We start from the raw sequence: 22,852 nt of genomic DNA on the forward strand, positions 1-22,852 counted from the left end.
TTGTCGAAAAGGGAAACTACCCTGCATCCGGCTGCTCGCCTGGGGCGGCCCTGGCGAAGGCTTCCAACTCGCGGCAGCGCTTGGTGATGCGCTGTAGAGTCGGGTAGGCGGAGAGATCACACTCGAAGCGTTCGGCGTTGAACACCTGAGGCACTAGGCAGATGTCTGCCAGCGTCGGGGTATCGCCGTGGCAGAAGGTGCCGGTGCCGGGCTCGTTGGCGAGCCGCGCCTCAAGGGCGCTGAAGCCCTCGGCGATCCAATGACGGTACCAGGCCAGCTTGGCATCGTCGTCCACCTTCAGTTCGCGCACCAGGTACTTAAGTACCTTGAGGTTATTGAGCGGGTGGATCTCGCAAGCGATGAGCTGGGCCAACGAGCGCACCCGGGCGCGGCCCTCGGCGTCGGCCGGTAGCAGTGGCGGCTCGGGGTGGTGCTCGTCGAGGTACTCGCAGATCGCCAGCGACTGGGTCAGCTGCGTGCTGTCGTCGGTTACGAGCACCGGCACTAGCCCTTGGGGATTGCGGGCAAGGTTGTCCTCAGAGCGCTGCTCACCCTTGACCAGGTTCACCGGGGCCTGCTCATAGGCCAGACCCTTGAGGTTGAGCGCGATGCGCACCCGATATGCCGCCGAGGAGCGGAAATAGCCGTACAACGTGATCATGTTGCCTCTCCCTGGCCGTTCACTTGGGCTGGTACTTCACCACCTGCTGGTCGATGGCGCCGAAGATGCTCTTGCCCTGTCGATCGAACATCTCGATGCGCACCCGGTCGCCGAAGCGCATGAAAGGCGTCTTGACCTCGTCGTAGAGAATCTTCTCGACCATGCGCACTTCGGCCAGGCAGCTGTAGCCCACGCCGCCGTCGGCGATCGGCTTGCCCGGGCCGCCGTTGGCGTCGGGGTTGGAGACGGTGCCCGAGCCGACGATGGCACCGGCGCCCAGGTAGCGGGTGCGTGCGGCGTGGGCGACCAACTCCGGGAAGCTGAAGATCATGTCCGGCCCGGCTTCCGGCTCGCCGAACTTCTCGCCGTTCAGGTGTACCGTCAACGGCAGGTGCACCTTGCCCTCCTGCCAGGCGTCACCCAGTTCGTCGGGAGTGACACAGATGGGCGAGAAGCTCGAGGCCGGCTTGGCCTGGAAAAAGCCGAAACCCTTGGCCAGTTCGCCAGGAATCAGTCCGCGCAGGCTGACGTCGTTGACCAGCATGAGCAGCTTGATGTGACCGGTGGCCTGCTCCGGGGTCACCGCCATGGGCACATCGTCCGTGATCACCGCGATCTCGCCCTCGAAGTCGATGCCGTGCTCCTCGCTGACCGCCTCGATGTCCTCGGTGGGGGCGAGAAAGCGATCGCCGCCGCCCTGGTACATCAGTGGGTCGTTCCAGAAGCTCTCGGGCAGCTCGGCGCCGCGCGCCTGGCGCACCAGCTTGACGTGGTTGAGGTAGGCGGAGCCGTCGGCCCAGTGGAAACTGCGCGGCAGCGGCGAGTGCAGTTTGCTCTGGTCCAGCGTGAAGGCGCCCTCGGCGCTACCGTCGTTGAGCTCGGCGTAGCGCGCTTCCAGTTTGGGGCTCACGGCGTCCCAGTTCTCGATCGCCTGCTGCAGGGTGGCAGCAATGTCGCTGGCGGAAACGGCCTGACCCAGGTCGCGGGAAACCACGAGCAGTTCGCCGTCGCGGCCGTTCTTCAGGGTAGCGAGTTTCATCTTGTCTCAATCCTTTCGTCAGGGGCGGGGCTCGTCGGCCCCGTCCGGTTCAGCGATTCGTCGCTCAGGCTGTCAGGGCTGCTGCGAGTCGAAATGCGAGCGCAGCGTCGACCACACATCGACATAGTCGCGCTGGCGGAAGTCCGCATTCAGCGCTGCCTCGGTGGGATGGTAGACGTAGCGGCTCTCGAACATGAAGGCCAGCGTGGCATCCAGGCGCTGTGGAGTCAGCTCGGCGTTCGAGGCCTTCTCGAAGGTGTCGGCGTCGGGGCCGTGGGGCGACATGCAGTTGTGCAGGCTGGCGCCGCCGGGCAAAAAGCCCTCGGCCTTGGCGTCGTATTCGCCGTGGATCAAACCCATGAATTCGCTCATCAGATTGCGATGGAAGTAGGGCGGGCGGAAGGTGCTCTCCGCCACCATCCAGCGCGGCGGGAAGATCACGAAGTCGATGTTGGCCATTCCCGGCGTATCGGAGGCCGAGGTCAGCACGGTGAAGATCGAGGGGTCGGGATGATCGAAGCTCACCGTGTTGATGGTATTGAAGCGCGCCAGGTCGTACTTGTAGGGGGCATAGTTGCCGTGCCAGGCCACCACGTCCAGCGGCGAGTGGTCGAGCTTCGTGGCCCAGAAGCGTCCGGAGAACTTGGCCACCAGCTCGAAGTCGCCGGAGAGATCCTCGTAAGCGGCCACCGGACTCTCGAAGTCACGCGGGTTGGCCAGGCCGTTGGCGCCGATGGGGCCGAGGCCGGGCAGCTCCAGGGGGCTGCCGTAGTTCTCGCAGATGTAGCCGCGGGCGGCGTCACTGCCTTGGGCCAGGCGCACCTGGAACTTCATCCCGCGGGGAATCACGGCGATCTCGCCGCCCTTGACCTCGAGTTCGCCGAGTTCGGTGCGCAGGCGCAGGCTGCCCTGCTGCGGCACGATCAGAAGCTCGCCGTCGGCATCGTAGAAGAAGCGTTCGGTCATGTCCTGGTTGAAGGCGTAGACGTGTACGCCACAGCCGGCTTGGCTACCGGCGTCGCCGTTGACGGCGAGGGTCAGCAGCCCATCGATGAAGTCGGTGGGCTCGGCGGGAATCGGCAGCGGATCCCAGCGCATCTGGTTGGGGTCGGCGGCGGGCTTGGCCAGCGGCGAGGTGGCCACGCGGTTCTCGCCCAGCGGGCGATACGCACTCTGCACCACCGAGGGACGGATGCGGTAGAGCCAGCTGCGCAGGTTCTCGTGGCGTGGTGCGGTAAAGGCCGAGCCGGTGAGCTGCTCGGCGTAGAGACCGTAGGCGCACTTTTGAGGCGAGTTCTGACCCACCGGTAGGGCGCCGGGCAGCGCCTCGCTGGCGAAGTGATTGCGAAAACCGCTCTGGTAGGCCAATGTCTCGTTCATCATGGGGGATCCCTCTCACTCGTTGTCTGTTGGCTTGTCTGGGGATGCCGCACCGGCAGCTTGGCCGGCAATGGCCAAGGCCTCCTCGAGCACCTGCTGATCGCCGATGTGGTTGGCCAGCAGCAGGATCAGCCGCGCGTTGATGCGCTCGCTCTCGGCCTCGCTACGCTCGCGATGCACCTCGGTCAGCGCGGCGTAGAAGGCGTCCGGGTCGGTGAAATTGGGGGTCAGTTCAAGCCGTGGCATGGCGCACCTCCTCGGCATCAAGGTGACGGCCCAGGGCGCGATCCAGCGCCTTATCGACGGCACCGGCCGATACCTCGCGCCAGCGGGCGGTGACGTGCTGGTCGGGGCGAATCAGGTAGGCGGTGCCGCCGGTGAGACCGTAGCGTTCTCCTACCAGCGCCTCGGCATCCTCGATCAGCGTGCTGCGCGGCAGCTCGGCGAGCGCATGGGACGTGGGGCCGACGATCAGCAGAGCGAGATCGTCGCGACGCGCGAGCAGCGTCGCGAGCTCGGCCTTGAGCGCCTCGGCCCGGGCGCTGTCGACGCGCCCATCCAGCAGCAGCACGAAACGGTTGCCCAATTGGTTGAGCAGCCAAGCCGGGCGGCCCGCCACCCGTACCGGAGCATCCTTGGTCGGGCTGCCGGGGCGCAGCCCATGGGGCAGACCCTCGGTCTCGTGGCCGTTGAGCGGCGAACCGTCGTAGTGGCACGGCATCGACAGGCGGCCGCTATTGACCAGGCGGCGGGCGAAAGGATAGTGCTCGGCCAGCTCCAGGGTGGTGTCGCGAAACAGCCGGCTGACGCGGCTCTTGGGCGAGATGAAGTCGGTGGCGCGGGTCGAGTTGAGGATGTTCTCGGCGGCGCCGTGCTGACGCTCGTCATTGTAGGTCGCCAGCAGCGCCTCGGGAGCGCGGCCCTTGAGCACGCGAGCCAGTTTCCACGCCAGATTCTCGGTACTCTGCAGCGCGCCGTTGGCGCCGCGGGCGCCGAAGGGCGAGACTTGGTGGGCCGCATCGCCCATGAAGAACACGCGGTGGTGAATATAATCATCCATCTTGCGACAGCGGAAGGTGTAGACGCTGGCCCACTCGAGCTCGAACTCCACGTCCTCGCCGAGCATCGCCTGTACCCGGGGGCGGATGTTCGCCTCCTTCTTCTCCTCTTCCGGGTCGGCATCCCAACCCAACTGGAAGTCGATGCGCCAGACGTTGTCCGGCTGGCGATGCAGCAGCACCGACTGATTGGGGTGGAAGGGCGGGTCGAACCAGAACCAGCGCTCGGTGGGGAAACTCGCCTTCATGATCACGTCGGCGATCAGGAAGCGGTCCTGGAAGACCTGGCCTCGGCTCTCCAGGCCCAGCATGTCGCGGATCTTGCTGTTGGCCCCGTCGGCCACCAGCAGGTAGTCGCAGGTGAGGCGGTAGTCGCCATCCTCGGTATTGACCTGTACCTCGCTGCGTTCGGCTTGGCTGATGACCTCGGTGACCTTGTGCTTCCAGCGCAAGTCGATGCGGTCGGTGAGCGCGTCGACGCGGTTAACCAGGTACTCCTCGAAGTAGTACTGCTGCAGGTTGATAAAGGCCGGCATGCGGTGGCCCTCCTCCGGCAGCAGATCGAAGTGGTAGACCTCGCGCTCCTGGAAGAAGACGCGGCCGCGCTGCCAGGTCACGCCCTTGTCGACCATCGGTTGGGCGCAACCCAGGCGGTCGAGGATCTCCAATGTGCGCTTGGCGAAGCAGATCGCCCGTGAGCCGACGCTGACGGTGTTATTGTCATCGAGCACGACGCTCTCGACGCCCTGCTGTGCCAGGTCGATGGCCATGGCCAGGCCGGTGGGGCCGGCACCGACGATCACCACGGGGCAGTGGCGTACGACATGGTGGTCGAGTTCCGGCGGGCGTCGATACGGGTAGACGGGATTATTGTAAGTCGTAGGCATGCTTCCTCCGGCCGGGACTGACGGACCTTCGTTTCGCCTTGCCCCGGCATCGCTCACCAGGCCGTGGCTCTGGCGAGGCTTGTTGATGACGGCTTACTGGTTCTCGACGGCTTCCTGCAGCGAGTGCCACATCTGCGTGTCGCGCTCGGCGGTCCAGATGCGTGGGTCGGGATATTCGCCGCCGGCCTCATCAAAGCAGCGGGTGATGTCGAACGGCAGGCAGTGGTCGAAGATCACCCAGTGACCGTACTTCGGCTTGAGCTTGGCGTAGGTTTCGGAGTAGCACTCGGAGAGCGACTTGCCGGCGGCTTTGCCCGCCTTGACGCTTTCGTACATGTCGGCAAGGAAGTCACGGGTGCCCTGGATCGCTTCCTGGCACTGCTCGGGCGACTGCAGCGCCTCGCCGCGGCCCGGTACCAGTTTCTGCGGGGCCATGGCCTGCAGGCGGTCGAGGGTCGCCGGCCAGTCCTCGTGGTAGGCGTCGCCGGTGTAGGGGGTGGCGCCGTATTCGACCAGATCGCCGGAAAACATCACCTTTTCCTCGGGCAGCCAGACGACGGTATCGCCTTTGGTGTGGCCGCGACCCAGATGAAGGATGCGCACCTCACGCTTGCCCATGAACACCGTCAGCTCCTTCTGGAACACGATGTTGGGCCAGGTCAGGCCGGGCACCGAGTCGACGCCCTTGAACAGGCGCGGGAAGCGGCCGACCTCGGACTCGTAGTCCTGCTGGCCGCGCTCGACGATCAGATCAAAGGTGTTCTGGCTGGCGTAGAGGTTCTCGGCCTCATAGGCCGAGGCGCCGAGTACGCGTACGGCGTGGTAATGGGTCAACACCACGTGCTTGATCGGCAGGTCGGTCACCTCGCGAATGCGGCGGATCACGTCCTGAGCCATGATCGGCGTGGCCTGGGTGTCGATCACCATGACGCTGTCGTCGCCGATGACGACACCGGTATTGGGATCGCCCTCGGCCGTATAGGCATACAGGCCCTCCGCCAGCTGGGTGAAGCTGACCTGCTTCTCTTCGGTATCGGCATGCGAGGCGAATGTCTTGCTCATGGTTCCTCCAATATCGTCAGGGGCGCCGCGGCGGGGCGACGTGCAGGCCGGATCATGGCCGTGTGGGATGGGCATGGCTGCCAGCATAGTTGTTAATGAAACTATATGTCCAGCAGACCACGTACCAGCCCGCGAAGCAAGTGCGGCAAGAAAGGCGAAATATTGTCCTAGATCATGTGTTTTGCGTGCTTTTGCGACCTAAGTCTAATGCCGCTGAAAGCCAAATTAGTTGCAGGGGAGAGTAACTGGCGGCATGGTGACAGCGGGAATAAGAACAGGCTGTCGTACGCAGGCCTCACTGCTGGCCAGCGCTCAGTCGCAATACAACAACGCAGATAGACACACGTGGCGCGAGTACGCCTCCCGCGACGACCAGGAGCACGCAATGACAAACTCCAATCGCCTCATGATCGGCGCCGTGGCGGCGCTGAGCCTTGGCTTCGGCACGCCGGTCTTGGCCGAGACCACCATCAACGTCAGCAGCTGGGGTGGGCCGAACCACGGCATCAATACCATTGTCTGGCCCACCTGGAAGGCCTGGATCGAGGAAGCGACCGAGGGCCGGGTAACGCTACAGGTCAACGAGGACCTCGGTCCGCCCAACGCGCAGATGGCATTGGTAGCCGACGGGGTCGCGGATGCCAGTTGGATCTTTCACGGCCACATGCCGGGTCGCTTCGAGCTGACCAAGCTGCCGGAATTTCCCACCTTCGAGGCGTTTTCGTCCGAAGCCGCGTCGTCCGCTTACTGGACGACTTACCAGGAGCATCTCGCCCAGGGCAACGAGCACCGCGGCTTGGAGGTCATGGCTGTCGGCGTTCACGGGCCGGGTCAGATCTTCTCCGCCGAGCTGGTCGAAACCGTTGATCAGTTGGAAGGCAAGCGGCTGCGCACGGGCGGTGGCCTGATGAGTGAACTGGCGGATGCCATCGGCGTGACCGGCGTGGCGCTGCCGCCCACCGGTGTTTACGAGGCCGCTTCCCAGGGTGTCATCGACGGCGCCATGCTGACCCTCGAGGGGCTTCGCAGTTTCCGCGTGGCCGAGGTACTGCCGAATACGCTGACGGTGGATGGCGGTTTCTACCGCGGCAGCTTCGCCATCATCATGAGTCCCATGGTGTGGGATCGTGTGTCGGCGGAAGATCGCGAGGCCATCGAGAGGGTGTCGGGCGAACAGCTGTCACGCCTGTTCGGCTACATGATGGATGTGTCGGACGAGCGTGGTGTCGAGTTCGCCAAGGAGCTCGGCAATACCTTCACCCAGGCCTCCGAGGACGACATTGCCATGCTCCGCGAGGTCAGTGACGAGCTGATCGAGGCATGGGCCGACAAGGTCAGTCGCGGCGACCTCGACGCTCGCGAGGCCTTGAGCTTCTTCCGCGACCAGCTCGGCGTGGCGGCCGGGGAAGAGAGCATCGCGTCTCGCGTGGTACAGCAGTAACCCATCAGGAGCCAATCATGACCAGCCTGTCGACCCGTTGGCAGCGTGTCGGTCGGGTCATGCAGCTGGGGCTGGAGGGAGTGGCGGGCGCCACTCTCTTTGCCATGATGCTGCTGACCACGGCGGACGTCGCCGGCCGTTTCTTCTTCAACTCGCCGATTCTCGGCACCGTCGAGCTGACCCAACTGATGCTGGCGGCGGTGGTGTTCCTATCGCTGCCGGTGGTGTGCTGGCGCGAGGAGCACGTCAGCGTGGACCTGCTCGACACGATCTTCCCTTCGCGGCTGATCTGGATTCGCCAGGTCCTGGTCAATCTGATCGTCACCGCGGCATTGTGGGTGATGGCCAGCCGCGTCTGGGCCCTGGGCGCGCGGGCCTTCGAATGGGGAGACGTGACCGAATTCCTGCGCATCCCGGTCGGCTACCTGATCTACCTGATGGCCGCCATGCTGGCCGTTTCCGCCCTGTTGACCCTGCTGCGTGCGGTGCGTTACCTGCTCGAGGGCATCGGGATGGTCGAACGGGGCGGTCCCCTCAGTCCCGAGAAAGCCCCGGGAGGTGATAAGTGATCGAAGCACTCTACGGGTTCGCCGCCCTGCTGCTGCTGGCGTTTCTGCGGGTACCGCTGGCCTTCGCCATGGGGATCGTCGGTTTCCTGGGCTTCTACTTTCTTACCGGCAACTGGAGCGCCGCCGAGTCGATGGCCGCGCGGCGGGTGATCGACACGGCCATGGATTATGGCCTATCGGTGATCCCGCTGTTCATCCTGATGGGCAACCTGGTGTCGCACGCTGGGCTGTCCGATGCGCTGTTTCGTGCCTCCAATGGCTTTCTCGGTCATCGCAAGGGCGGCCAGGCCATGGCCACCATCGTCGCTTGCGGCGGCTTCAGCGCCATCTGCGGCTCGAGTCTTGCCACCGCCGCCACCATGGGTCGGGTGGCGATGCCGCAGATGCGTAAGTACGGCTACAAGGACACCCTGGCCTCGGCCTCCATCGCCGCTGGCGGCACGTTGGGCATCCTGATTCCGCCCAGCGTGATGCTGGTGATCTACGGCATCCTCACCGAGACCAGCATACGCGAGCTGTTCGCCGCCGGTTTCATTCCCGGCATGCTGGGTATCGTGCTCTACCTGGTGGCGGTGAAATGGGTGATGTGGCGCGACCCCGACGCCGGCCCGGCCGGTGAGAAGGTCGAGTGGCCCGAGCGTATCAAGGCGCTGAAGAGCGTGGGCGACACCCTGGCGCTATTCGTGCTGGTGATCGGCGGTATCTATCTCGGCGTGTTCACCCCCACCGAGGCGGCGGGCATCGGTGCCATGGGCGCCTTCCTGATCGCCCTGCTGCGGCGTGCGCTGACGGTGCAGGTCCTGATGAACGTGCTGATGGACACCGTGCGCACCACCGCCATGCTGTTCGCCGTGGTGCTCACTGCGTTGATCTTTGCCAACTTCATCAATCGGGCGGGGCTGCCGAGCGACCTGCTGGCCTTCGTCAACGGGCTCGACATCGCACCGTTCCTGGTGATCCTGGTGATACTCGCCATCTACGTACTGCTGGGCTGCGTGTTCGAGAGCATGTCGATGCTGTTGCTCACCGTGCCGGTATTCTTCCCGGTGGTGGCGGGGCTGGGCTACGACCTGGTGTGGTTCGGTATTCTGGTGGTGATCGTGATCGAGATCAGCCTGATCACGCCGCCGGTGGGGATGAACGTGTTCGTGCTGCGGGCGGTGCTGCCGGACGTCTCCACGGGCACGATCTTCCGCGGCGTGACGCCGTTCTGGGTGGCGGGCATGGTGCGTGCGTTGCTGGTACTGCTGGTCCCGAGTATCGTGCTGTTCCTGCCGCAGTTGCTGTATTGATTCGAGCCGAGGAGTGCCGTGATGAACAGGGAAGAGGGCCGGGCCGGCTTCGCCATCGGTGGCGATGACGAGCGGGATGCTCCGCCGGCGAAGCCCGAGCTGGATTTGAACCAATTTCTGCCCTATCGGCTCAACAGTCTGGCCGACCGCATCAGCCAGGCCCTGGCGCAGCTTTACGAGGAGCGTTACCAGCTCAATATCGCGCAGTGGCGGGTGCTCGCCTGGCTCAGCCACTGCGACGAGCTGACCGCCAAGAAGGTCTGCACCTACACCAACATGGACAAGGCCCGCGTGTCGCGGGCAATCCAGGCGCTGGAGGATCGCGGTCTGATCCACCGCACGCCGTCACCCAGGGATCAGCGTTTGCACGACTTGCATCTCACCTCGGCGGGGCAGGCTCTGCTCGCTGAACTCGTTCCCGAAGCCCAGGCCTGGGAGGCGGGGTTGGTAGCGACTCTTACCGCTGGGGAATATCGCGACCTGCTCAATGTGATGCGCAAGCTCGAACGGCAGTTGGAGCGGATTGGTTAAGCGCCTCGCCGCGGCAGTGCCCGCCGCGAAGGCCGGGCGCAGGCTGTGGCGCATCCACTCGAACTCCTTGGCGATATCCTTGATACCCACTCTGCTGGAAGCGGAAATGCTTGCCGGCGAAGCTTGGGCCGAACGTGCCGAGGGCCAGCGTCAGGATGGCAAGCGCCGAATCATTCATGCTTCCGCTACGGGCTCCGGGGTGGCAGGCACATGGCCGCCGAGGCGGGTGGTGATCTCGGCGGCGGTTTCGCGTACCAGTTCGCCCAGCTCCATCAGGCGCGACTCGGGAATTCGCGCCACAGGGCCGGAGACGGAGATCGCCGCCAGCGGCGTGCCGTGCTCGTCGTGCAGACAGGCGGCTACGCAGTGCAGGCCGATGGCATGCTCCTCGCGGTCGCAGGCGAAGCCTTGACGGCGCACCTGGGCGAGGTTGGCGCGTAGCGTCTCGGGTGAGTGAAGCGTGTTCTCGGTGACCCGCGCCAGGCCGCGTTCGGCCAGCACCCGGTCGAACTCGTCGTCGGGCAGCCAGGCCATCAACGCCTTTCCCACCCCCGAGGCATGCAGCGGCGCGCGCGAGCCGAGCCGGGTAATCATGCGCATCATCTGCGGCGATTCACTCTGGGCGAGGAAAACCGCCGTGGCACCATCACGAATGCCCAGGTTGGCAGTCTCACCGGTCTGTGCGGTCAACCGGCGCAGGAAAGGGCGGCTGGTGGCGACGAAGTCGCGCGCTTCGAGGAAGCTGTTGCCGATGCGAAACGTCTTGACGTCAATCTTCCATACCCCGAGCTCGGCGTCCTGCGTAATGTAGCCTTGGCCCTGCAGCGCCTGCAGCAGGCGATGGGTGGTGGAAGGCGCCAGATCGACCATCTCGGCCAGTTCCGACAAGGACAGGCCGCCCGGCGTCGCCGCCAGCCGCTCCAGCAGATTGAGTCCGCGTACCAATGACTGGCTGTGGCCGCTGGCGCTCTTGCCGGGGCCTGGCGGGCGCCCCGCCGTTCTGCGTTTGACTTCACTCACCTGCGTCACCTTTTGCTTATCGACCTGGCTGGCCTCGCGTGGAAGCCGCCGACAGGATACCCGTTCAGGGGCCATTTGTCGCGGCTGCGGAAATGCGTTCCACGTTAGCCGAGGCGTATTCAGCGGTGCCGCCAGTGGGGGTGACGCTTCTCGATGAAGGCGTCGATGCCTTCGGCCACGTCTTCGGCCAGCATATTGCAGGCCATCGCTTCGCCGGCGAAGTCGTAGGCCTCGCTCAGCGGCATCTGCAGTTGCCGCTGGAACATCGCCTTGCCGATGCGCAACGCCACGGCGCTCTTGGCGCAGATGCTCGAGGTCAGTTCCCCCAGTGCCTCGTCAAGCGCCGTGTCGTCGGCCACGCGGTTGACCAGCCCCCATTCGAGCGCCTGGTCGGCATTGATGAATTCGCCGGTAAAGAGCATTTCCAGCGCGCGCTTGCGACCCACGCTGCGTGATAGCGCCACCGCCGGGGTGGAGCAGAACAGCCCGACGTTGATGCCCGATACCGCGAAGCGCGCCGAACGTGCCGCCACTGCCAGATCGCAGGTGGCCACTAGCTGGCAACCCGCGGCGGTGGCCAGCCCCTGCACGCGAGCGATCACCGGGACCGGCAGATTGACGATACGCTGCATGACCTCGCCGCAGCGAGCGAACAGCGCCTGATAGTACGCCTTGTCGGAGTTGGCGCGCATCTGCTTGAGATCGTGGCCGGCACAGAAGGCGCGCCCCTCGGCGGCGATCACCACGCAGCGCACCGACGCGTCTTCAGCGAGCCGGTCGAACTCGCCCGCCAGCGCCTCGAGCATCTCCTCCGATAGCGCGTTGAACTGGCGCGGCCGGTTCAGCGTCAGCGTGGCGGTGCCATCCGCATCGTGCCGAAGGACCGCGCGCTCATCGACGATTGTGTTCATTGTCGTATCCTGTAGAAACTGCCCGCCTCCAGCCTAGCTCGTTGAAGGCCTTATTCGTCAGCCATGCGACCAAAGGCGATGCGAAGGAAGCGGGCCCTCCCCCTGCGAGAGCGAAGCATGAACGATTCCACTCCCACTCCCACTCCCACTCCCACGCCAGCGTCAGCCGAGAGTCCGCACAAGGGTGTGCCGCAGACCGGCAACCGTCTGCTGGCCGACGTCAGCCTGCCCGCGGCCGTGATTCACGAAGCGGCGCTGGCGCACAACCTGGCCTGGATGCAGGCTTTCTGCGATGCTCACGGTGCCCGGTTAGCCCCGCATGGCAAGACCACCATGAGCCCGCAGCTCTTCCACCGCCAGCTCGCCGCCGGTGCCTGGGGCATCACGTTGGCCACGGCGCCCCAGTGCCGTGCTGCCTTCGCCCACGGCATCACACGGATGCTGATGGCCAACCAGCTCGTCGGCGAAGCCAACATGGCGATCGTGGCCGAGTTGATCGAGGGCGGCGCCGACTTCTACTGCGTGGTCGACAGCGCCGCGAACGTCGACCAACTGGCACGCTACTTCACCGCCCGCGACCTGCGCCTGAAGGTATTGATCGAACTGGGCATGCCCGGCGGGCGCTGTGGCTGTCGCGATAGCGACGAGGTGCTGGCGCTGGCCGAGCGGATCGACGGCGAGCGGGCGCTGGTGCTTTCCGGCCTCGAGGGCTACGAAGGGGTGGTACATGCGGACGAGCCGGAGCGGGCTGTGCGCGCCTATGCCTGGCAGTTGGTGGAAGCCGCCCAGGCGCTGGAGCGCGATGCCCTGATCGAGAGCCCCGAACCGCTGATCACTGCTTCCGGCTCGGCCTGGTACGACCTGATGGCCGGAGTGTTCCACGAGGCGCGGCTGGGCTCCCGGTTCGTGCCGGTGCTGCGCCCCGGTTGCTACGTCGTACACGACCACGGCATCTACCGCCAGGCACAGCGCGAGGTGTTGGAGCGGCAGCCGGCACTGACGCGTGGCCTCGAACCGGCGCTGGAAGTCTTCGCCCAGGTGGTATCGCTGCCTGAGCCGGGGCTCGCCATCGTCGGCCTGGGCAAGCGCGACATCGGCCACGACTTATTGCCCGAGCCGCTGCGGCGTTATCGCGAAGGGGACGAGCGGCTGCGCCCTCTGTCGGTGGCAGGCTGGCGAGTGACCAGGCTGATGGATCAGCACGCCTTCATCGAACTCCCTCGAGAGGAGGAACCCGAGGTGGGGCGCGCCAGGGTGCGGGTGGGTGATATCGTCGCCTTCGGCGCCTCCCATCCCTGCCTGACCTTGGACAAGTGGCGGCGCCTGTGTCGCGTGAACGAGCGACTCGAAGTGGTCGAGGTGCTGGAGACTTGCTTCTGACTAGGAGTGCCGCTCGAGCTCGGTCGTTCGCTCGCGGGCGGCCTTGAGCCGGGCCAGGCGGTCTCCGAAGAGATAAGCGCCGAGCGCCACCAGAATCAGTATCGCGCCGACCAGCATCGATGAGGAGGGCTGCTCCTGGTTGAGCGTCATGCCCAGGCCCAGGGCGAGCACCGGCGTGATCAGCGTGACCAGTGCCACGGTGGCGGCGGGAAGGCGCGACAGAATCAGGTAATAGCAGAGAAAGCCAAGCAGCGAACCGAACAGCGCCAGGTAGAGGACCGCCCACAGTCCGCGCGGGCTCAGCGGCACCGTCAGCGGCTCGCCGCTGGCCAACCACAGCACGAAGAAACACGGCAGGCTCAGGCCGAGGGCGCCCAGGGTCTGCTCCAGTGGCCCGAGTCCGGCGGCGGCGCGCTGGACGGCGATGCCGCTGCCGCTGAACAAGGTCACGGCAAGCAGCATCATCAGTAGCGCCGGCAACTGGTCGTTGCCTAGTACCAGGCTGTCGGCGAACACCACGCCGAGGCCCACCACCCCCAGCAGGCAGCCGATCCAGTGCCAGCGTTTGAGCTTCACGGCGCCAGGCATCGACTGCAAGATCAGCCCCGATATCAGCGGGGCCATGCCGAAAATCACCGACATCATGCCCGAAGGCAGCGTCATCGAGGCGTGATAGCTCAGCGCCATGGCGCCGAAGACCCCGGGAACCGCCGCCGCATAGCTCTTCAGCGCGCGGCCGTCGCGGCGCAGGCCTCGACGCATCAGCAGCAATACCGCCAGCCCCGCCAGAAAGGCGATCAGCATGCGCAGCATCACGCTGCCTACCGGCGCGCCGGCTTCGGCGCTCCATTTGATGGCCAATGGCGTCGTGGCCCATACCAGAACCACGATCAGATAGGCGGGAGCGGTCGGCATATGCCCTTCCTTGGTAATGAATGGAGTCAGCCGCAACGCTGACGCTTGATCCCGGCCCAATCGACGGATGGCGCCTGACGTCCATGACGGCCTCGATAAGGCGCCGGCTCTGGCGGCTGCCAGCCTGCGAGACGATCCTCCTCCAGCGCAAAGACCTCCACGCCTAACGGATGGCATGTGGCTAAAGGGTCGCTTGCGTCGGGGCCCCACAAATCAACTGACAAATCGCCTCCGGGGCAGCAGGACAGCGCGCACAGCAGATCGATTTCGGCGAAAAATTCCAAGTAATCGCCCTCGCGTGCCGGAGAGGCCTTCATGAAGTACCGATCATCATCGTTCAAACCGGTACATTGGAAAATATTCAGCACGTCGTGCACATCCAACTCGGTCAACCCCCAGGGCTCGACAGCGCGAACCAGGTTGGAATGACAGTGGAAGTCGAAGTCCTCTCCCGTCAGAAGACGGTTCACATACGGATCGCAGCGGGTGCCAAGCAGGTCATGAACGCGCCCCCCTTGCTCATCCATGCCGTAGTCGGCCAGCGTATCGTCGATGATGGTCGCCATGGGGCGCAGGTAGGGAAGCGTCGACCACAGCCTATCATAGGTGCTGACATGCGCCCGCTGTAGCTGACGGGTGCGTGAGGCCCACATGCGTTCTCGGGGGTTGTGCAAATTCCACATGTTGAAGTCACCGACCTGGGAACCCTCGATGATTTTGATGCGAAAGACATGCCCCGCCGGGACGCTCCAGGCCAGACCGTCACGCAGTGGCACGGTATGCTGGGCAACTAGCTGGCGCGGTGCGTGGGCTTCGGTCAGGCTGTCGTAGAAGGCCTTGTCGACGTCCAGGATCGAGCCGCGGCTGGCCTGATACGCGGCGGGTACGTTGCTGGGCATATAGAAAACTCCTTGGTCCTTGTGATGAGCAGCGCAGCGCCGAATAGAGTGACCTGACGCAAAGGCCCGCTGTGGCGCGAGAAACGGCTCGTTTAACCTCTACGCCTATCGGACTGGTGCGCCAGAACGATGTCGCTGACGTAGGCTTCAGACTCATACAGGTATAGCTTCATCATCTCCGAGGCTTCCTCCTGCCGGCCCGCAACGAGATGCCTGTAGATACTGCGATCCTTCTCGAGCCAGCCGACCTGAAACCGTTTCTCGTTGATGGACATCGAGAAGATCAATCGCAACTGGGCGAGAATGGTGCTGAAGTAGCTGCTCAAGCGCTCACTCTCCAGCAGCCCCACAACGGCATGATGAAAGAACAGGCTGCTGGTGCCCACCGAATTCCAGCGGTTTTCCGTGGCGGCCTTCTCGCCATCGCAGAGTATGTTGTCGATAGTTTCGAAATGGCGCTCACTGACGTACTGGCTGTGTTTGATGGCGGAGAGTTCCAAGGTATGCCTGATCTTGTAGATGTCACGCACATCGGAGAGCGTCAGGACCTTGACCTGGGCTCCTTTGTTCAGCGCATAGATGATCAAGCCTTCATAGCGCAGCTGGCGCAGCGCTTCGCGGATGGTGTTTCGCGAAGCCTGGTACTGCTTGCATAACCCGGACTCTACCAGCGGCGTGCCTGGCGCAATATCTCCGGTAATGATGGCGTTCTTCAACCTGAGGGCAATCAGGTCGGATAAGGGGGCGTCATTGCTTAGTTCCACTCCATTGCTCCACATCATTTCGACGTTTGGCCGGACACGCTCAAGTCTTGGTCAGTTGATCTTGAAATCCTTCAGGAACCGAGTCACGCGAGGCTCATCGCAGTGCTCGAAGATTTCGACCGGGGAGCCGGAGTGTACGATGGCTCCTTCCTCCATGAAGACCACCCGATCGGAAATGCGCCGCGAGAAGGCCATCTCGTGGGTGACGATAATCATGGTCATGCCCTCGCGAGCGAGATCTTCGATGTTTCTGAGGACTTCGCCGACCAGCTCGGGATCGAGTGCCGAGGTGGGTTCGTCGAATAGCATGATGGAAGGTTTCATGGCCAATGCCCGGGCGATGGCCACTCGCTGCTGCTGGCCGCCGGAGAGCTGGTGCGGATACTTGTAGGCGTGATCGGCCATACCGACCTTATCGAGTACAGCCAAGGCCTCCAGCTCTAGCTGTTTCGCGCTGCCAAAGCCATGGTATTGCGGCCCCAGCGTCACATTTTGCAGGACCGTCTTGTGCGGAAAGAGATTGAACTGCTGGAAAACCATGCCGATGTTCTTGATCTGATCGGCCCTTGGTAATTGCCCCTTGTCACTCTGCTGGTTTGGACTCCTGTGAAACGAGACCTCTCCGTTGAGGGTGATATGCCCTGAGTCCGGGATTTCGAGACCGTTAAGAGTACGGATGAACGTCGTCTTGCCGGAGCCCGAAGGGCCAATGATGGAGACGGTTTCGCCCCTGCTCACGGTCAGCGAGACATTCTTAAGTACCTGGACTTCATCGAAGCTCTTGTTTATGTCGCTGGCGGCAACCACAACCGCATTCTCGTCGATGGTCCGACGCGGTTCGCTGAGCTGACCTGGCTTTGGAGCGTCCGGAGTCGAGCGGCTTTCTCGGAAGGCCCGTAGCTCGGCCTGGCCCGCGGAACCCTTTCGGCGTGTGACGTCCATCTTTCTCTCGCCCAGTTTGAGCAGATTGTCGAACACCGTGACGATCAGTACATAGAAGAGCGCGACCATGAGCATGGTCTCCAGAACCTTGAAGTTCTGCGTATACAGCCGCTGGCCGACCAGCAGGATCTCCGCCAAGGAGATGACTGACACAAGAGAAGTCAGCTTGACGATGGTGATGAACTGGTTGGAAAGCGTTGGGAGCGCAACGCGAATCGCCTGGGGAATCACTATCAGCTGTTGAATCCCTGAATAACTGATGCCTAGCGCCTTTCCGGCTTCGCGTTGGCCATTAGGTACCGCCAGCAGTCCTCCACGATGAATCTCGGCCATGTAGGCCGTCTCGCTCAGCACCAGGCCCAGTAGCCCGGCGAAGAATGGACTGGAAAGGTAGGGGCTGGTCCAGGGCAATACCTGGGGAAGGTTGTAGACGAAAATCAGCAGCACAAGTAGAGGCAAGCTTCTGAAGAACCAGATATAGGCGGCTACCGGCAGCTTAAGGATCGGATAGGACGACAACTTGGCCAAAGCCAGCAGAAAGCCCAGCGAAGCGGCAATGGTCCAGGAGAGCAGGCTCAGTACGATAACGACGAGGGTGGCTCGCCATAGCGGTGCATATCCAAACAGGCTTAATGCATATTCCCAATCGAAGCTCATTCTCAGCCCCTTTATTATGTCGCCCCGAAGCCGCAGGCTTCGGGGCGATGCCGTGTGTCAACTCAGCTTTCGGAGAGTGCGGCTTCCACGGCATCTTGATCGGGAGCACTCAGGTTGTACTTCGACAGAATCTCGTCATATTCACCGCTTTCCTTCATTTGCTCGATGGCGGTGGCAATCTCCTCCTTGAGCTCAGGCTTGTTGCTGTTTACCCCTAGCCCCACAGGAATGGGATAGATCAGCTCCTGAGAAGTGATCTTGAGGGCGCCTTCGGTATTCTCGACGGCTAGCTGTGCCACGGCAGCATCGGCGAACTGAGCCTCTACGGACCCGGAAAGAATGGCTTGGGTCGCCTCCGGTGCGGTGGCGAATTCACGGATATCGATTGCGCCGAGATCATTGGGCTCGCAATGTTCCTCCGAGACCTTCTCCAACTTGGGTATCCATGAGGCGCCTTGGATGGAGCTGACACGCAAGCCACAGAGCTCCTCGGGTTCGCTGGGGTCGTCCTCAAAAGTGCTGGCGGTGAGGATCGAGGAGCCGGTTTGGGTATGCGGCACGTAGTCGATTACCTCGGCGCGTTCGGGGGTGATGTAGAGGAGAGAGGCAATGACATCGTAGCGATTCGAGCGCAGCCCCACGATCAGCTGGGCGAAACGAGTATCCACATATTCCGGCTCGAGTCCCATATGTCGGGACAGAGCATTCATGAACTCCACTTCAAAGCCGGCTGGCTGCTCGTCTTCCAGATAGATATAGGGTGGGTAGGTCATGTCAGACCCGATAAGCAAGGTATCGGGTTCGATGGTGTCGGCAGCTAATGCAGATGATTGTTGAACAAGGCAGGCGGCCAGTGCTATGCCGGCAGCGAAAAATTTTGATTTAAGTGATTGTTTATAAAGCATGATTAATCACCTTTGTCGTGTTTGTCATTGTGAGGCTTCAGGACATGCAAATTTTGGTATAAATTGTTGAACAATCCCTGTCAAGCCGTTGAGCCGCCATGATCACCATGTGCGCGCGAGATCCGCTGCCTATATTGGATGCGCTATGTGCGCTTGTCTGAAGGAGCCACCGCATGACCGACGTACCCGAAGATCCTGTCGCCAGCGCCGGTGGCCTGCGTGCTGCAGGGGAGCTGCTGCGCTCAGGTAAGATTACCTCCGAGCAGATGACCCTTGATTACCTCACCCGGATTCGGGCCTTGGATCCACACCTGGGTGCCTTCGAGCACGTAGCACATGAGCAGGCGCTAGAGACTGCAAGGGCCGTGGACAAGCTTCTTGCCTCGGGAACAGACCTGGGCCCACTGATGGGAATGCCGGTTAGCGTCAAGGACCTGTTTACAGTAGCGGGCATGCCGCTTACGGCGGGCTCTCGGCTGGACCTTTCGGCGATTGTGGATTGTCGGGAAGGGCCTTTCATTCAGTCCCTGAGGCAAGCGGGGTGCGTGTTGCTCGGCAAGACGCGGATGGTGGAGTTCGCCTATGGCATCACGGGGCTTTCGCAGCCGCGAGGAACGCCTTGGAACCCTTGTGATCATCAGGTCCAGCGCATACCGGGCGGTTCAAGCTCGGGAGCCGGGGTGGCCATGGCTGCCGGATTGTGTGCCGTGGCGATCGGTACCGATACAGGAGGTTCGGTTCGCGTGCCAGCTGCCTTATGCGGTGTCTTTGGTCTCAAGACGACATTCGGCATATGGCCAACTCAGGGTGTCTTTCCGCTGGCACCGGAACTGGATACGATTGGGTTGTTGACCCGCAGCGCTGACGATGCTGCTATTTTTTATGCTGACATCACGCGACTTCTTCATGGTGGGAACTACAAGGAAATAAGGCCCGCGTTGCTTCCCGGCACAATACTAGGCGTGCCGAAGGCTTATTTCTGGGAGGATCTGACCTCGGAGGTATCGATAGTTGCTTCACGGGCAGTCGACCTGCTGGTATCGGCAGGCGTGAAGTTCACCCAGGTCTCCTTCCCCGAGGCAAGCGAGCGAGAGAGTTATTTCCCTATCAGCATGCCCGTACAGCTGCTGAACACCTTGGGGCGTGAGCGGTTTGAAGCAAGCCGTCATCTCATGGATCCGGTTATCGCCGAGAGAACGGCGCAAGGGCTTGATATCCTAGCTACTCAGCTTCTAGAAGTCGAAATGCGCCGGAAGCGCAGCGCCTCGCGAGCATTAAGCAGGTTCCAAGGCGTGAATGCTGTCGTCAGCCCGACGACTGCCAGCGCTGCCCCTAGTGTCGCAAGCTTGGCGGATTACAATGAAGCCTATCGGCAAGCATTGAACATGACCCGAAATACCCAGCCGGCGAACTACTTGGGGTTATGTGCTGCCAGCCTGCCTATGCCGGTGGGGGCACAGGGCTTGCCTGTAGGTCTACAGCTGATGAGCCCTGCTGGCCATGAGGAGGGGCTGCTTGCTATTGCCCTGTCTGTCGAGAAAGCATTGGCGGGTGGTTAGAGCCGATTGTCATTGCCGAAAAGCAGGTGAGGGAATCGGAAGCAGAACGGGCGGAGAAGTGCTCACAGTGGCTCCTTGCCAGCGTACTCCCGCCTGAAAGCCCATGTTTTTACCGCGTCATGTGACGCACCGCCGACCGAGAGGTACCGATGCGTAATGTACAGTGTCTGGGCATACTACTGCCCGAGGACGGACCGCCCGATTATGAATGGTACGAACTGAACGAACGTCCCGGCATCGGCGAGACGCTGCCCGCTATCGAAGTGGGCAAGATAGTCAGCGACGGCCACCATGAGCACACGGCGTTGATGTCGCTCGGTGCCACCGACCGCCTGGCGGCAGTGGGCGAAGGGCTAGTGAAGGAGCGCGGTGCCCAGGCGGTGGTTTGGGCCTGTACCAGCGGCAGCTTCATTGGCGGGCTCGAATGGTCCTGTGCCCAGGCACGCGAACTCTCGCAATGGCTCGGGGTGCCGGCCACCAGCACTGCCATGGCTTTCCGCGACGCTCTTGCGGCCCTGGCCTGTCGTCGGGTCGATCTGCTCAGTCCCTATCCACCGGAGGTCACCGATCAGTTGGTACAGTTTCTGCGCGACAGCGATGTCGCGGTAGAGGGTCGGCAAGTGCTGGATTGCCCTTATGCAGCCGACTCCCATAAGCTCGACATCGTCGCAGCCGTGCGTGATTTCGCCACCACGCACGAATCGAACAACCCGATCCTGGTTCCCGACACCGCCATCAACACGCTCGAACTGGTCGAGGCGATGAACCGTGAGGCAGGGCGCCAGGTGCTCACGGCCAATCAGGTGAGCTTGTGGGCGGGGCTTAGGCGGCTCAAGCGCAGCGGCGGCCCGGCCCGTTATCTGCAGGCCTTGGCCGAGGTATCGGCGCCCGGCGTTTGAAGCGAACATCGAAGGCGAGGCGTGCCGCCGCGTATCGCACTCGTCACAATAACCTGCGTTAAGCCGTTTGTCCGGCGAGTTCTGATAGGTTCCAAACGGGGCGGGGCAAGTTTTCACCGGAGGATGAATGAGCGACGAACTGAGCGAGTTCGAACAGAGCATCAAGCGTGAGATAGATGCCTTCATGAAGCCCGAGAAGGCCTCGCCGACCTCTCGTGAGCCGGCAATTGGCACGGTCGGCCCTGCCACCAAGGAGAAAGGCATCCAAGAGAAAGGCGGCAAGGGAAAAGGAGTTGCCCGTGAATCCGCCAAGGCCTACAGGACCGGTCACCTGGTGCGGCTTGCCGTACGCACCAAACAACTGGAAACGGATACCGTCTTCGAGCATCGTTCCACCAGCATTTCCAAGCTTGAGGCCCAACTGGAGGCGGAGAAAGCCGCCAAGCAAGCCGGCTACCCCATCGTGGGATACCTGATCGATATCCAGAGCCTCTAAGGCGCCAGGGTACGGCCAGGCGGCCTCGAGAAACAGCCATGAAATAATGCCGCCGCGCTTGAGCGCGGCGGTCTGTCAGAATGGCGCCGGCGGCGTCAGTCCTCGAAGTTTGTCTCGGAGTAGAGCACTCGCACGCGGAGCGTGTGCTCGACCTTGCGCAGCGCCTCGAGTGCCTGGGGGCCGTAGGCCTTGTCCACGTCGATGACCACGTAGCCGACCTTCTCGTTGGTCTGCAGATACTGGCCGGAGATGTTGATGTCGTTCTCGGAGAGCACCCGGTTGATCTCGGAGAGCACGCCCGGCACGTTGTCATGGATGTGCAGCACGCGGTGCTTGTCGGGGTGCGCCGGCAGCGCCACTTCGGGGAAGTTGACCGCGGTGACGGTGGTGCCGTTGTCGGAATAGGTGACCAGCTTTTCGGACACCTCGATGCCGATGTTCTCCTGGGCTTCCAGGGTGGAGCCGCCGATGTGCGGGGTGAGGATCACGTTGGGAATCCCGCGCAGCGGGCTGACGAACTCTTCCTCGTTGCCCTTGGGCTCGACCGGGAAGACATCGATGGCGGCACCGTAGAGACGACCGGCCTCGAGTGCCTCGGCGAGATCTTCGATCACGACCACGCTACCGCGCGAAGCGTTGATCAGGATGCCGCTGGGCTTCATCAGTGCCAGCTGCTCCTTGGCGATCATCCATTTGGTGGAGGGCAGCTCCGGCACGTGTAGGCTGACCACGTCGGCGCGGGCCAGCAGCTCCTCGAGGCTCGCCACTTGGTTGGCGTTGCCCATGCCGAGCTTGGTCACCACATCGTAGAAGATGACGTTGAAGCCGAGCGATTCGGCCAGCACCGAGAGCTGGGCGCCGATGTTGCCGTAGCCGACGATGCCTAGCGTCTTGCCGCGCGCCTCGTGGGCGTTCTTGGCGCTCTTGAGCCAGCCGCCCTGGTGGGCGCGGGTGGTCTTCTCGGGAATGCCGCGCAGCAGCATGATCGCCTCGGCCAGCACCAGCTCCGCCACCGAGCGGGTGTTGGAGTAGGGCGCGTTGAAGACCGGAATACCGCGTGAAAGCGCCGCACCCAGATCGACCTGGTTGGTGCCGATGCAGAAGCAGCCTACGGCGTTGAGCTTTTCGGCCGCGGCGAAGACGCGTTCGGTGAGCTGGGTGCGGGAGCGAATGCCGAGGAAGTGCACGTCGCGAATCTTCTCGATCAGCGAGGCCTCGTCGAGCGAGGTGGGCAGATGCTCGATGTTGGTGTAACCGGCATTCAGGAAATTGTCCACCGCGCTCTGGTGGATGCCCTCGAGTAGCAGGATCTTGATCTTGCTCTTGTCCAGGGACGTTTTGGCCATGGTCGAATCAACCCCTTCTTGGTGCGCCGCGTGCTGGAAGACCGGAACGTACCGCTCGGTGTCTCCGGTAACAGGCTGGAAACAGGGCGCCAATATTAGCACAGCGGGCAGGCACGAGGATGAAAATGCTGCGCCGCGAAGATGAACGCGCTGCACGTTGCGCGTTCAAGCAGACGAACCCTGGGGCAGTGCGTGTATACTGTGCGTCCCGAAAAACAGCGGCGACGAGCCAGAGGTAT

22 protein-coding genes are annotated in these 22,852 nt (G+C 62.9%); 8 read left to right on the plus strand and 14 right to left on the minus strand.

The window, feature by feature from the left end:
* Window positions 1-16 precede the first annotated feature (16 nt).
* From maiA to F0A17_RS17355, 6 genes are all read right to left on the minus strand, one after another.
* Window positions 17-661 (minus strand): maleylacetoacetate isomerase, encoded by a 645-nt coding sequence (maiA, locus tag F0A17_RS17330; RefSeq protein WP_149329617.1) that lies wholly within the window; start codon window positions 659-661, stop codon window positions 17-19.
* 19 nt (window positions 662-680) lie between these two features.
* Window positions 681-1,700, minus strand: a complete 1,020-nt coding sequence (locus F0A17_RS17335; protein ID WP_149329618.1) for a fumarylacetoacetate hydrolase family protein — start codon at window positions 1,698-1,700, stop codon at window positions 681-683.
* Between the two features lie 72 nt (window positions 1,701-1,772).
* Window positions 1,773-3,080 carry a homogentisate 1,2-dioxygenase gene (hmgA, locus tag F0A17_RS17340; RefSeq protein ID WP_149329865.1) on the minus strand — a complete coding sequence of 436 codons (1,308 nt, stop codon included), beginning with the start codon at window positions 3,078-3,080 and terminating at the stop codon, window positions 1,773-1,775.
* A gap of 15 nt (window positions 3,081-3,095) precedes the next feature.
* Window positions 3,096-3,326, minus strand: coding sequence for a DUF2783 domain-containing protein (locus tag F0A17_RS17345; protein WP_149329619.1), 231 nt, complete (start codon window positions 3,324-3,326; stop codon window positions 3,096-3,098).
* Window positions 3,313-5,025 (minus strand): FAD-dependent oxidoreductase, encoded by a 1,713-nt coding sequence (locus F0A17_RS17350; protein ID WP_149329620.1) that lies wholly within the window; start codon window positions 5,023-5,025, stop codon window positions 3,313-3,315. The genes F0A17_RS17345 and F0A17_RS17350 overlap by 14 nt, the downstream gene beginning before the upstream one ends.
* A 93-nt stretch (window positions 5,026-5,118) precedes the next feature.
* Window positions 5,119-6,087, minus strand: coding sequence for an MBL fold metallo-hydrolase (locus F0A17_RS17355; protein WP_149329621.1), 969 nt, complete (start codon window positions 6,085-6,087; stop codon window positions 5,119-5,121).
* Window positions 6,088-6,472: 385 nt separating this feature from the next.
* Here F0A17_RS17355 and F0A17_RS17360 point away from each other — a divergent pair, with 385 nt between their 5' ends.
* The 4 genes from F0A17_RS17360 to F0A17_RS17375 are packed head-to-tail and all read left to right on the plus strand — an operon-like array spanning window position 6,473 to window position 9,920.
* A complete protein-coding gene (locus tag F0A17_RS17360; RefSeq protein WP_149329622.1) occupies window positions 6,473-7,528 on the plus strand; it encodes a TRAP transporter substrate-binding protein in 1,056 nt (351 codons plus the stop codon).
* A 17-nt stretch (window positions 7,529-7,545) separates the two neighbouring features.
* Window positions 7,546-8,097, plus strand: coding sequence for a TRAP transporter small permease (locus tag F0A17_RS17365; RefSeq protein ID WP_149329623.1), 552 nt, complete (start codon window positions 7,546-7,548; stop codon window positions 8,095-8,097).
* Complete coding sequence (locus F0A17_RS17370) at window positions 8,094-9,389, plus strand: TRAP transporter large permease (protein WP_149329624.1); 1,296 nt, start codon at window positions 8,094-8,096, stop codon at window positions 9,387-9,389. Before F0A17_RS17365 ends, F0A17_RS17370 begins: the two co-directional genes overlap by 4 nt.
* A 21-nt stretch (window positions 9,390-9,410) precedes the next feature.
* The gene (locus tag F0A17_RS17375; RefSeq protein ID WP_149329625.1) at window positions 9,411-9,920 is read left to right on the plus strand and encodes a MarR family winged helix-turn-helix transcriptional regulator; all 510 of its coding nucleotides are present in this window, start codon (window positions 9,411-9,413) and stop codon (window positions 9,918-9,920) included.
* A gap of 174 nt (window positions 9,921-10,094) precedes the next feature.
* Here F0A17_RS17375 and F0A17_RS17380 read toward each other — a convergent pair whose 3' ends face one another.
* Entirely contained in the window at window positions 10,095-10,940 is an 846-nt protein-coding gene (locus F0A17_RS17380) for an IclR family transcriptional regulator (RefSeq protein ID WP_149329626.1), read from the minus strand.
* A 119-nt stretch (window positions 10,941-11,059) separates the two neighbouring features.
* Window positions 11,060-11,851: an enoyl-CoA hydratase gene (locus F0A17_RS17385; protein WP_149329627.1), complete on the minus strand. Its 792-nt coding sequence runs from the start codon at window positions 11,849-11,851 to the stop codon at window positions 11,060-11,062.
* Window positions 11,852-11,968: 117 nt separating this feature from the next.
* Between F0A17_RS17385 and F0A17_RS17390 the strand changes: the two genes are divergently transcribed.
* On the plus strand, window positions 11,969-13,231 hold the full coding sequence (locus F0A17_RS17390; RefSeq protein ID WP_149329628.1) for an amino acid deaminase: 1,263 nt from the start codon (window positions 11,969-11,971) through the stop codon (window positions 13,229-13,231).
* Here the strand turns inward: F0A17_RS17390 and F0A17_RS17395 are convergent, their stop codons facing one another.
* The 5 genes from F0A17_RS17395 to F0A17_RS17415 form a co-directional block, all read right to left on the minus strand.
* Window positions 13,232-14,146, minus strand: coding sequence for a DMT family transporter (locus F0A17_RS17395; protein ID WP_149329629.1), 915 nt, complete (start codon window positions 14,144-14,146; stop codon window positions 13,232-13,234).
* A 26-nt stretch (window positions 14,147-14,172) separates the two neighbouring features.
* Window positions 14,173-15,045 (minus strand): urea carboxylase-associated family protein, encoded by an 873-nt coding sequence (locus F0A17_RS17400; protein ID WP_149329630.1) that lies wholly within the window; start codon window positions 15,043-15,045, stop codon window positions 14,173-14,175.
* A gap of 92 nt (window positions 15,046-15,137) precedes the next feature.
* Complete coding sequence (locus tag F0A17_RS17405) at window positions 15,138-15,809, minus strand: GntR family transcriptional regulator (RefSeq protein WP_187774728.1); 672 nt, start codon at window positions 15,807-15,809, stop codon at window positions 15,138-15,140.
* A gap of 51 nt (window positions 15,810-15,860) precedes the next feature.
* Window positions 15,861-17,408, minus strand: a complete 1,548-nt coding sequence (locus F0A17_RS20970) for an amino acid ABC transporter permease/ATP-binding protein (protein WP_149329632.1) — start codon at window positions 17,406-17,408, stop codon at window positions 15,861-15,863.
* Window positions 17,409-17,470: 62 nt separating this feature from the next.
* Window positions 17,471-18,313 (minus strand): ABC transporter substrate-binding protein, encoded by an 843-nt coding sequence (locus F0A17_RS17415; protein WP_149329633.1) that lies wholly within the window; start codon window positions 18,311-18,313, stop codon window positions 17,471-17,473.
* Window positions 18,314-18,486: 173 nt separating this feature from the next.
* Here F0A17_RS17415 and F0A17_RS17420 point away from each other — a divergent pair, with 173 nt between their 5' ends.
* The 3 genes from F0A17_RS17420 to F0A17_RS17430 all read left to right on the plus strand — a co-directional run bounded on the left by F0A17_RS17420 (window position 18,487) and on the right by F0A17_RS17430 (window position 21,267).
* Window positions 18,487-19,872: an amidase gene (locus F0A17_RS17420; RefSeq protein WP_149329634.1), complete on the plus strand. Its 1,386-nt coding sequence runs from the start codon at window positions 18,487-18,489 to the stop codon at window positions 19,870-19,872.
* A gap of 149 nt (window positions 19,873-20,021) precedes the next feature.
* Window positions 20,022-20,771, plus strand: coding sequence for an aspartate racemase/maleate isomerase family protein (locus F0A17_RS17425; protein WP_149329635.1), 750 nt, complete (start codon window positions 20,022-20,024; stop codon window positions 20,769-20,771).
* A 127-nt stretch (window positions 20,772-20,898) separates the two neighbouring features.
* Window positions 20,899-21,267: a hypothetical protein gene (locus F0A17_RS17430; protein ID WP_149329636.1), complete on the plus strand. Its 369-nt coding sequence runs from the start codon at window positions 20,899-20,901 to the stop codon at window positions 21,265-21,267.
* A 95-nt stretch (window positions 21,268-21,362) separates the two neighbouring features.
* On the opposite strand, the gene serA is transcribed toward F0A17_RS17430, so the two are convergent.
* Entirely contained in the window at window positions 21,363-22,613 is a 1,251-nt protein-coding gene (serA, locus tag F0A17_RS17435) for a phosphoglycerate dehydrogenase (protein WP_149329637.1), read from the minus strand.
* Window positions 22,614-22,852 lie beyond the last annotated feature (239 nt).

It is taken from the genome of Billgrantia pellis, assembly GCF_008297955.1.
In the GTDB taxonomy this organism is placed as follows: Bacteria; Pseudomonadota; Gammaproteobacteria; order Pseudomonadales; family Halomonadaceae; genus Halomonas; species Halomonas pellis.

Bases quoted from the DNA above. Each gene is read 5' to 3' on its own strand.
- maiA (WP_149329617.1), bottom strand. From the start codon at position 661: ATGATCACGTTGTACGGCTATTTCCGCTCCTCGGCGGCATATCGGGTG.
- F0A17_RS17335 (WP_149329618.1), bottom strand. From the start codon at position 1,700: ATGAAACTCGCTACCCTGAAGAACGGCCGCGACGGCGAACTGCTCGTG.
- hmgA (WP_149329865.1), bottom strand. From the start codon at position 3,080: ATGAACGAGACATTGGCCTACCAGAGCGGTTTTCGCAATCACTTCGCC.
- F0A17_RS17345 (WP_149329619.1), bottom strand. From the start codon at position 3,326: ATGCCACGGCTTGAACTGACCCCCAATTTCACCGACCCGGACGCCTTC.
- F0A17_RS17350 (WP_149329620.1), bottom strand. From the start codon at position 5,025: ATGCCTACGACTTACAATAATCCCGTCTACCCGTATCGACGCCCGCCG.
- F0A17_RS17355 (WP_149329621.1), bottom strand. From the start codon at position 6,087: ATGAGCAAGACATTCGCCTCGCATGCCGATACCGAAGAGAAGCAGGTC.
- F0A17_RS17360 (WP_149329622.1), top strand. From the start codon at position 6,473: ATGACAAACTCCAATCGCCTCATGATCGGCGCCGTGGCGGCGCTGAGC.
- F0A17_RS17365 (WP_149329623.1), top strand. From the start codon at position 7,546: ATGACCAGCCTGTCGACCCGTTGGCAGCGTGTCGGTCGGGTCATGCAG.
- F0A17_RS17375 (WP_149329625.1), top strand. From the start codon at position 9,411: ATGAACAGGGAAGAGGGCCGGGCCGGCTTCGCCATCGGTGGCGATGAC.
- F0A17_RS17385 (WP_149329627.1), bottom strand. From the start codon at position 11,851: ATGAACACAATCGTCGATGAGCGCGCGGTCCTTCGGCACGATGCGGAT.
- F0A17_RS17390 (WP_149329628.1), top strand. From the start codon at position 11,969: ATGAACGATTCCACTCCCACTCCCACTCCCACTCCCACGCCAGCGTCA.
- F0A17_RS17395 (WP_149329629.1), bottom strand. From the start codon at position 14,146: ATGCCGACCGCTCCCGCCTATCTGATCGTGGTTCTGGTATGGGCCACG.
- F0A17_RS17400 (WP_149329630.1), bottom strand. From the start codon at position 15,045: ATGCCCAGCAACGTACCCGCCGCGTATCAGGCCAGCCGCGGCTCGATC.
- F0A17_RS20970 (WP_149329632.1), bottom strand. From the start codon at position 17,408: ATGAGCTTCGATTGGGAATATGCATTAAGCCTGTTTGGATATGCACCG.
- F0A17_RS17415 (WP_149329633.1), bottom strand. From the start codon at position 18,313: ATGCTTTATAAACAATCACTTAAATCAAAATTTTTCGCTGCCGGCATA.
- F0A17_RS17420 (WP_149329634.1), top strand. From the start codon at position 18,487: ATGACCGACGTACCCGAAGATCCTGTCGCCAGCGCCGGTGGCCTGCGT.
- F0A17_RS17425 (WP_149329635.1), top strand. From the start codon at position 20,022: ATGCGTAATGTACAGTGTCTGGGCATACTACTGCCCGAGGACGGACCG.
- F0A17_RS17430 (WP_149329636.1), top strand. From the start codon at position 20,899: ATGAGCGACGAACTGAGCGAGTTCGAACAGAGCATCAAGCGTGAGATA.
- serA (WP_149329637.1), bottom strand. From the start codon at position 22,613: ATGGCCAAAACGTCCCTGGACAAGAGCAAGATCAAGATCCTGCTACTC.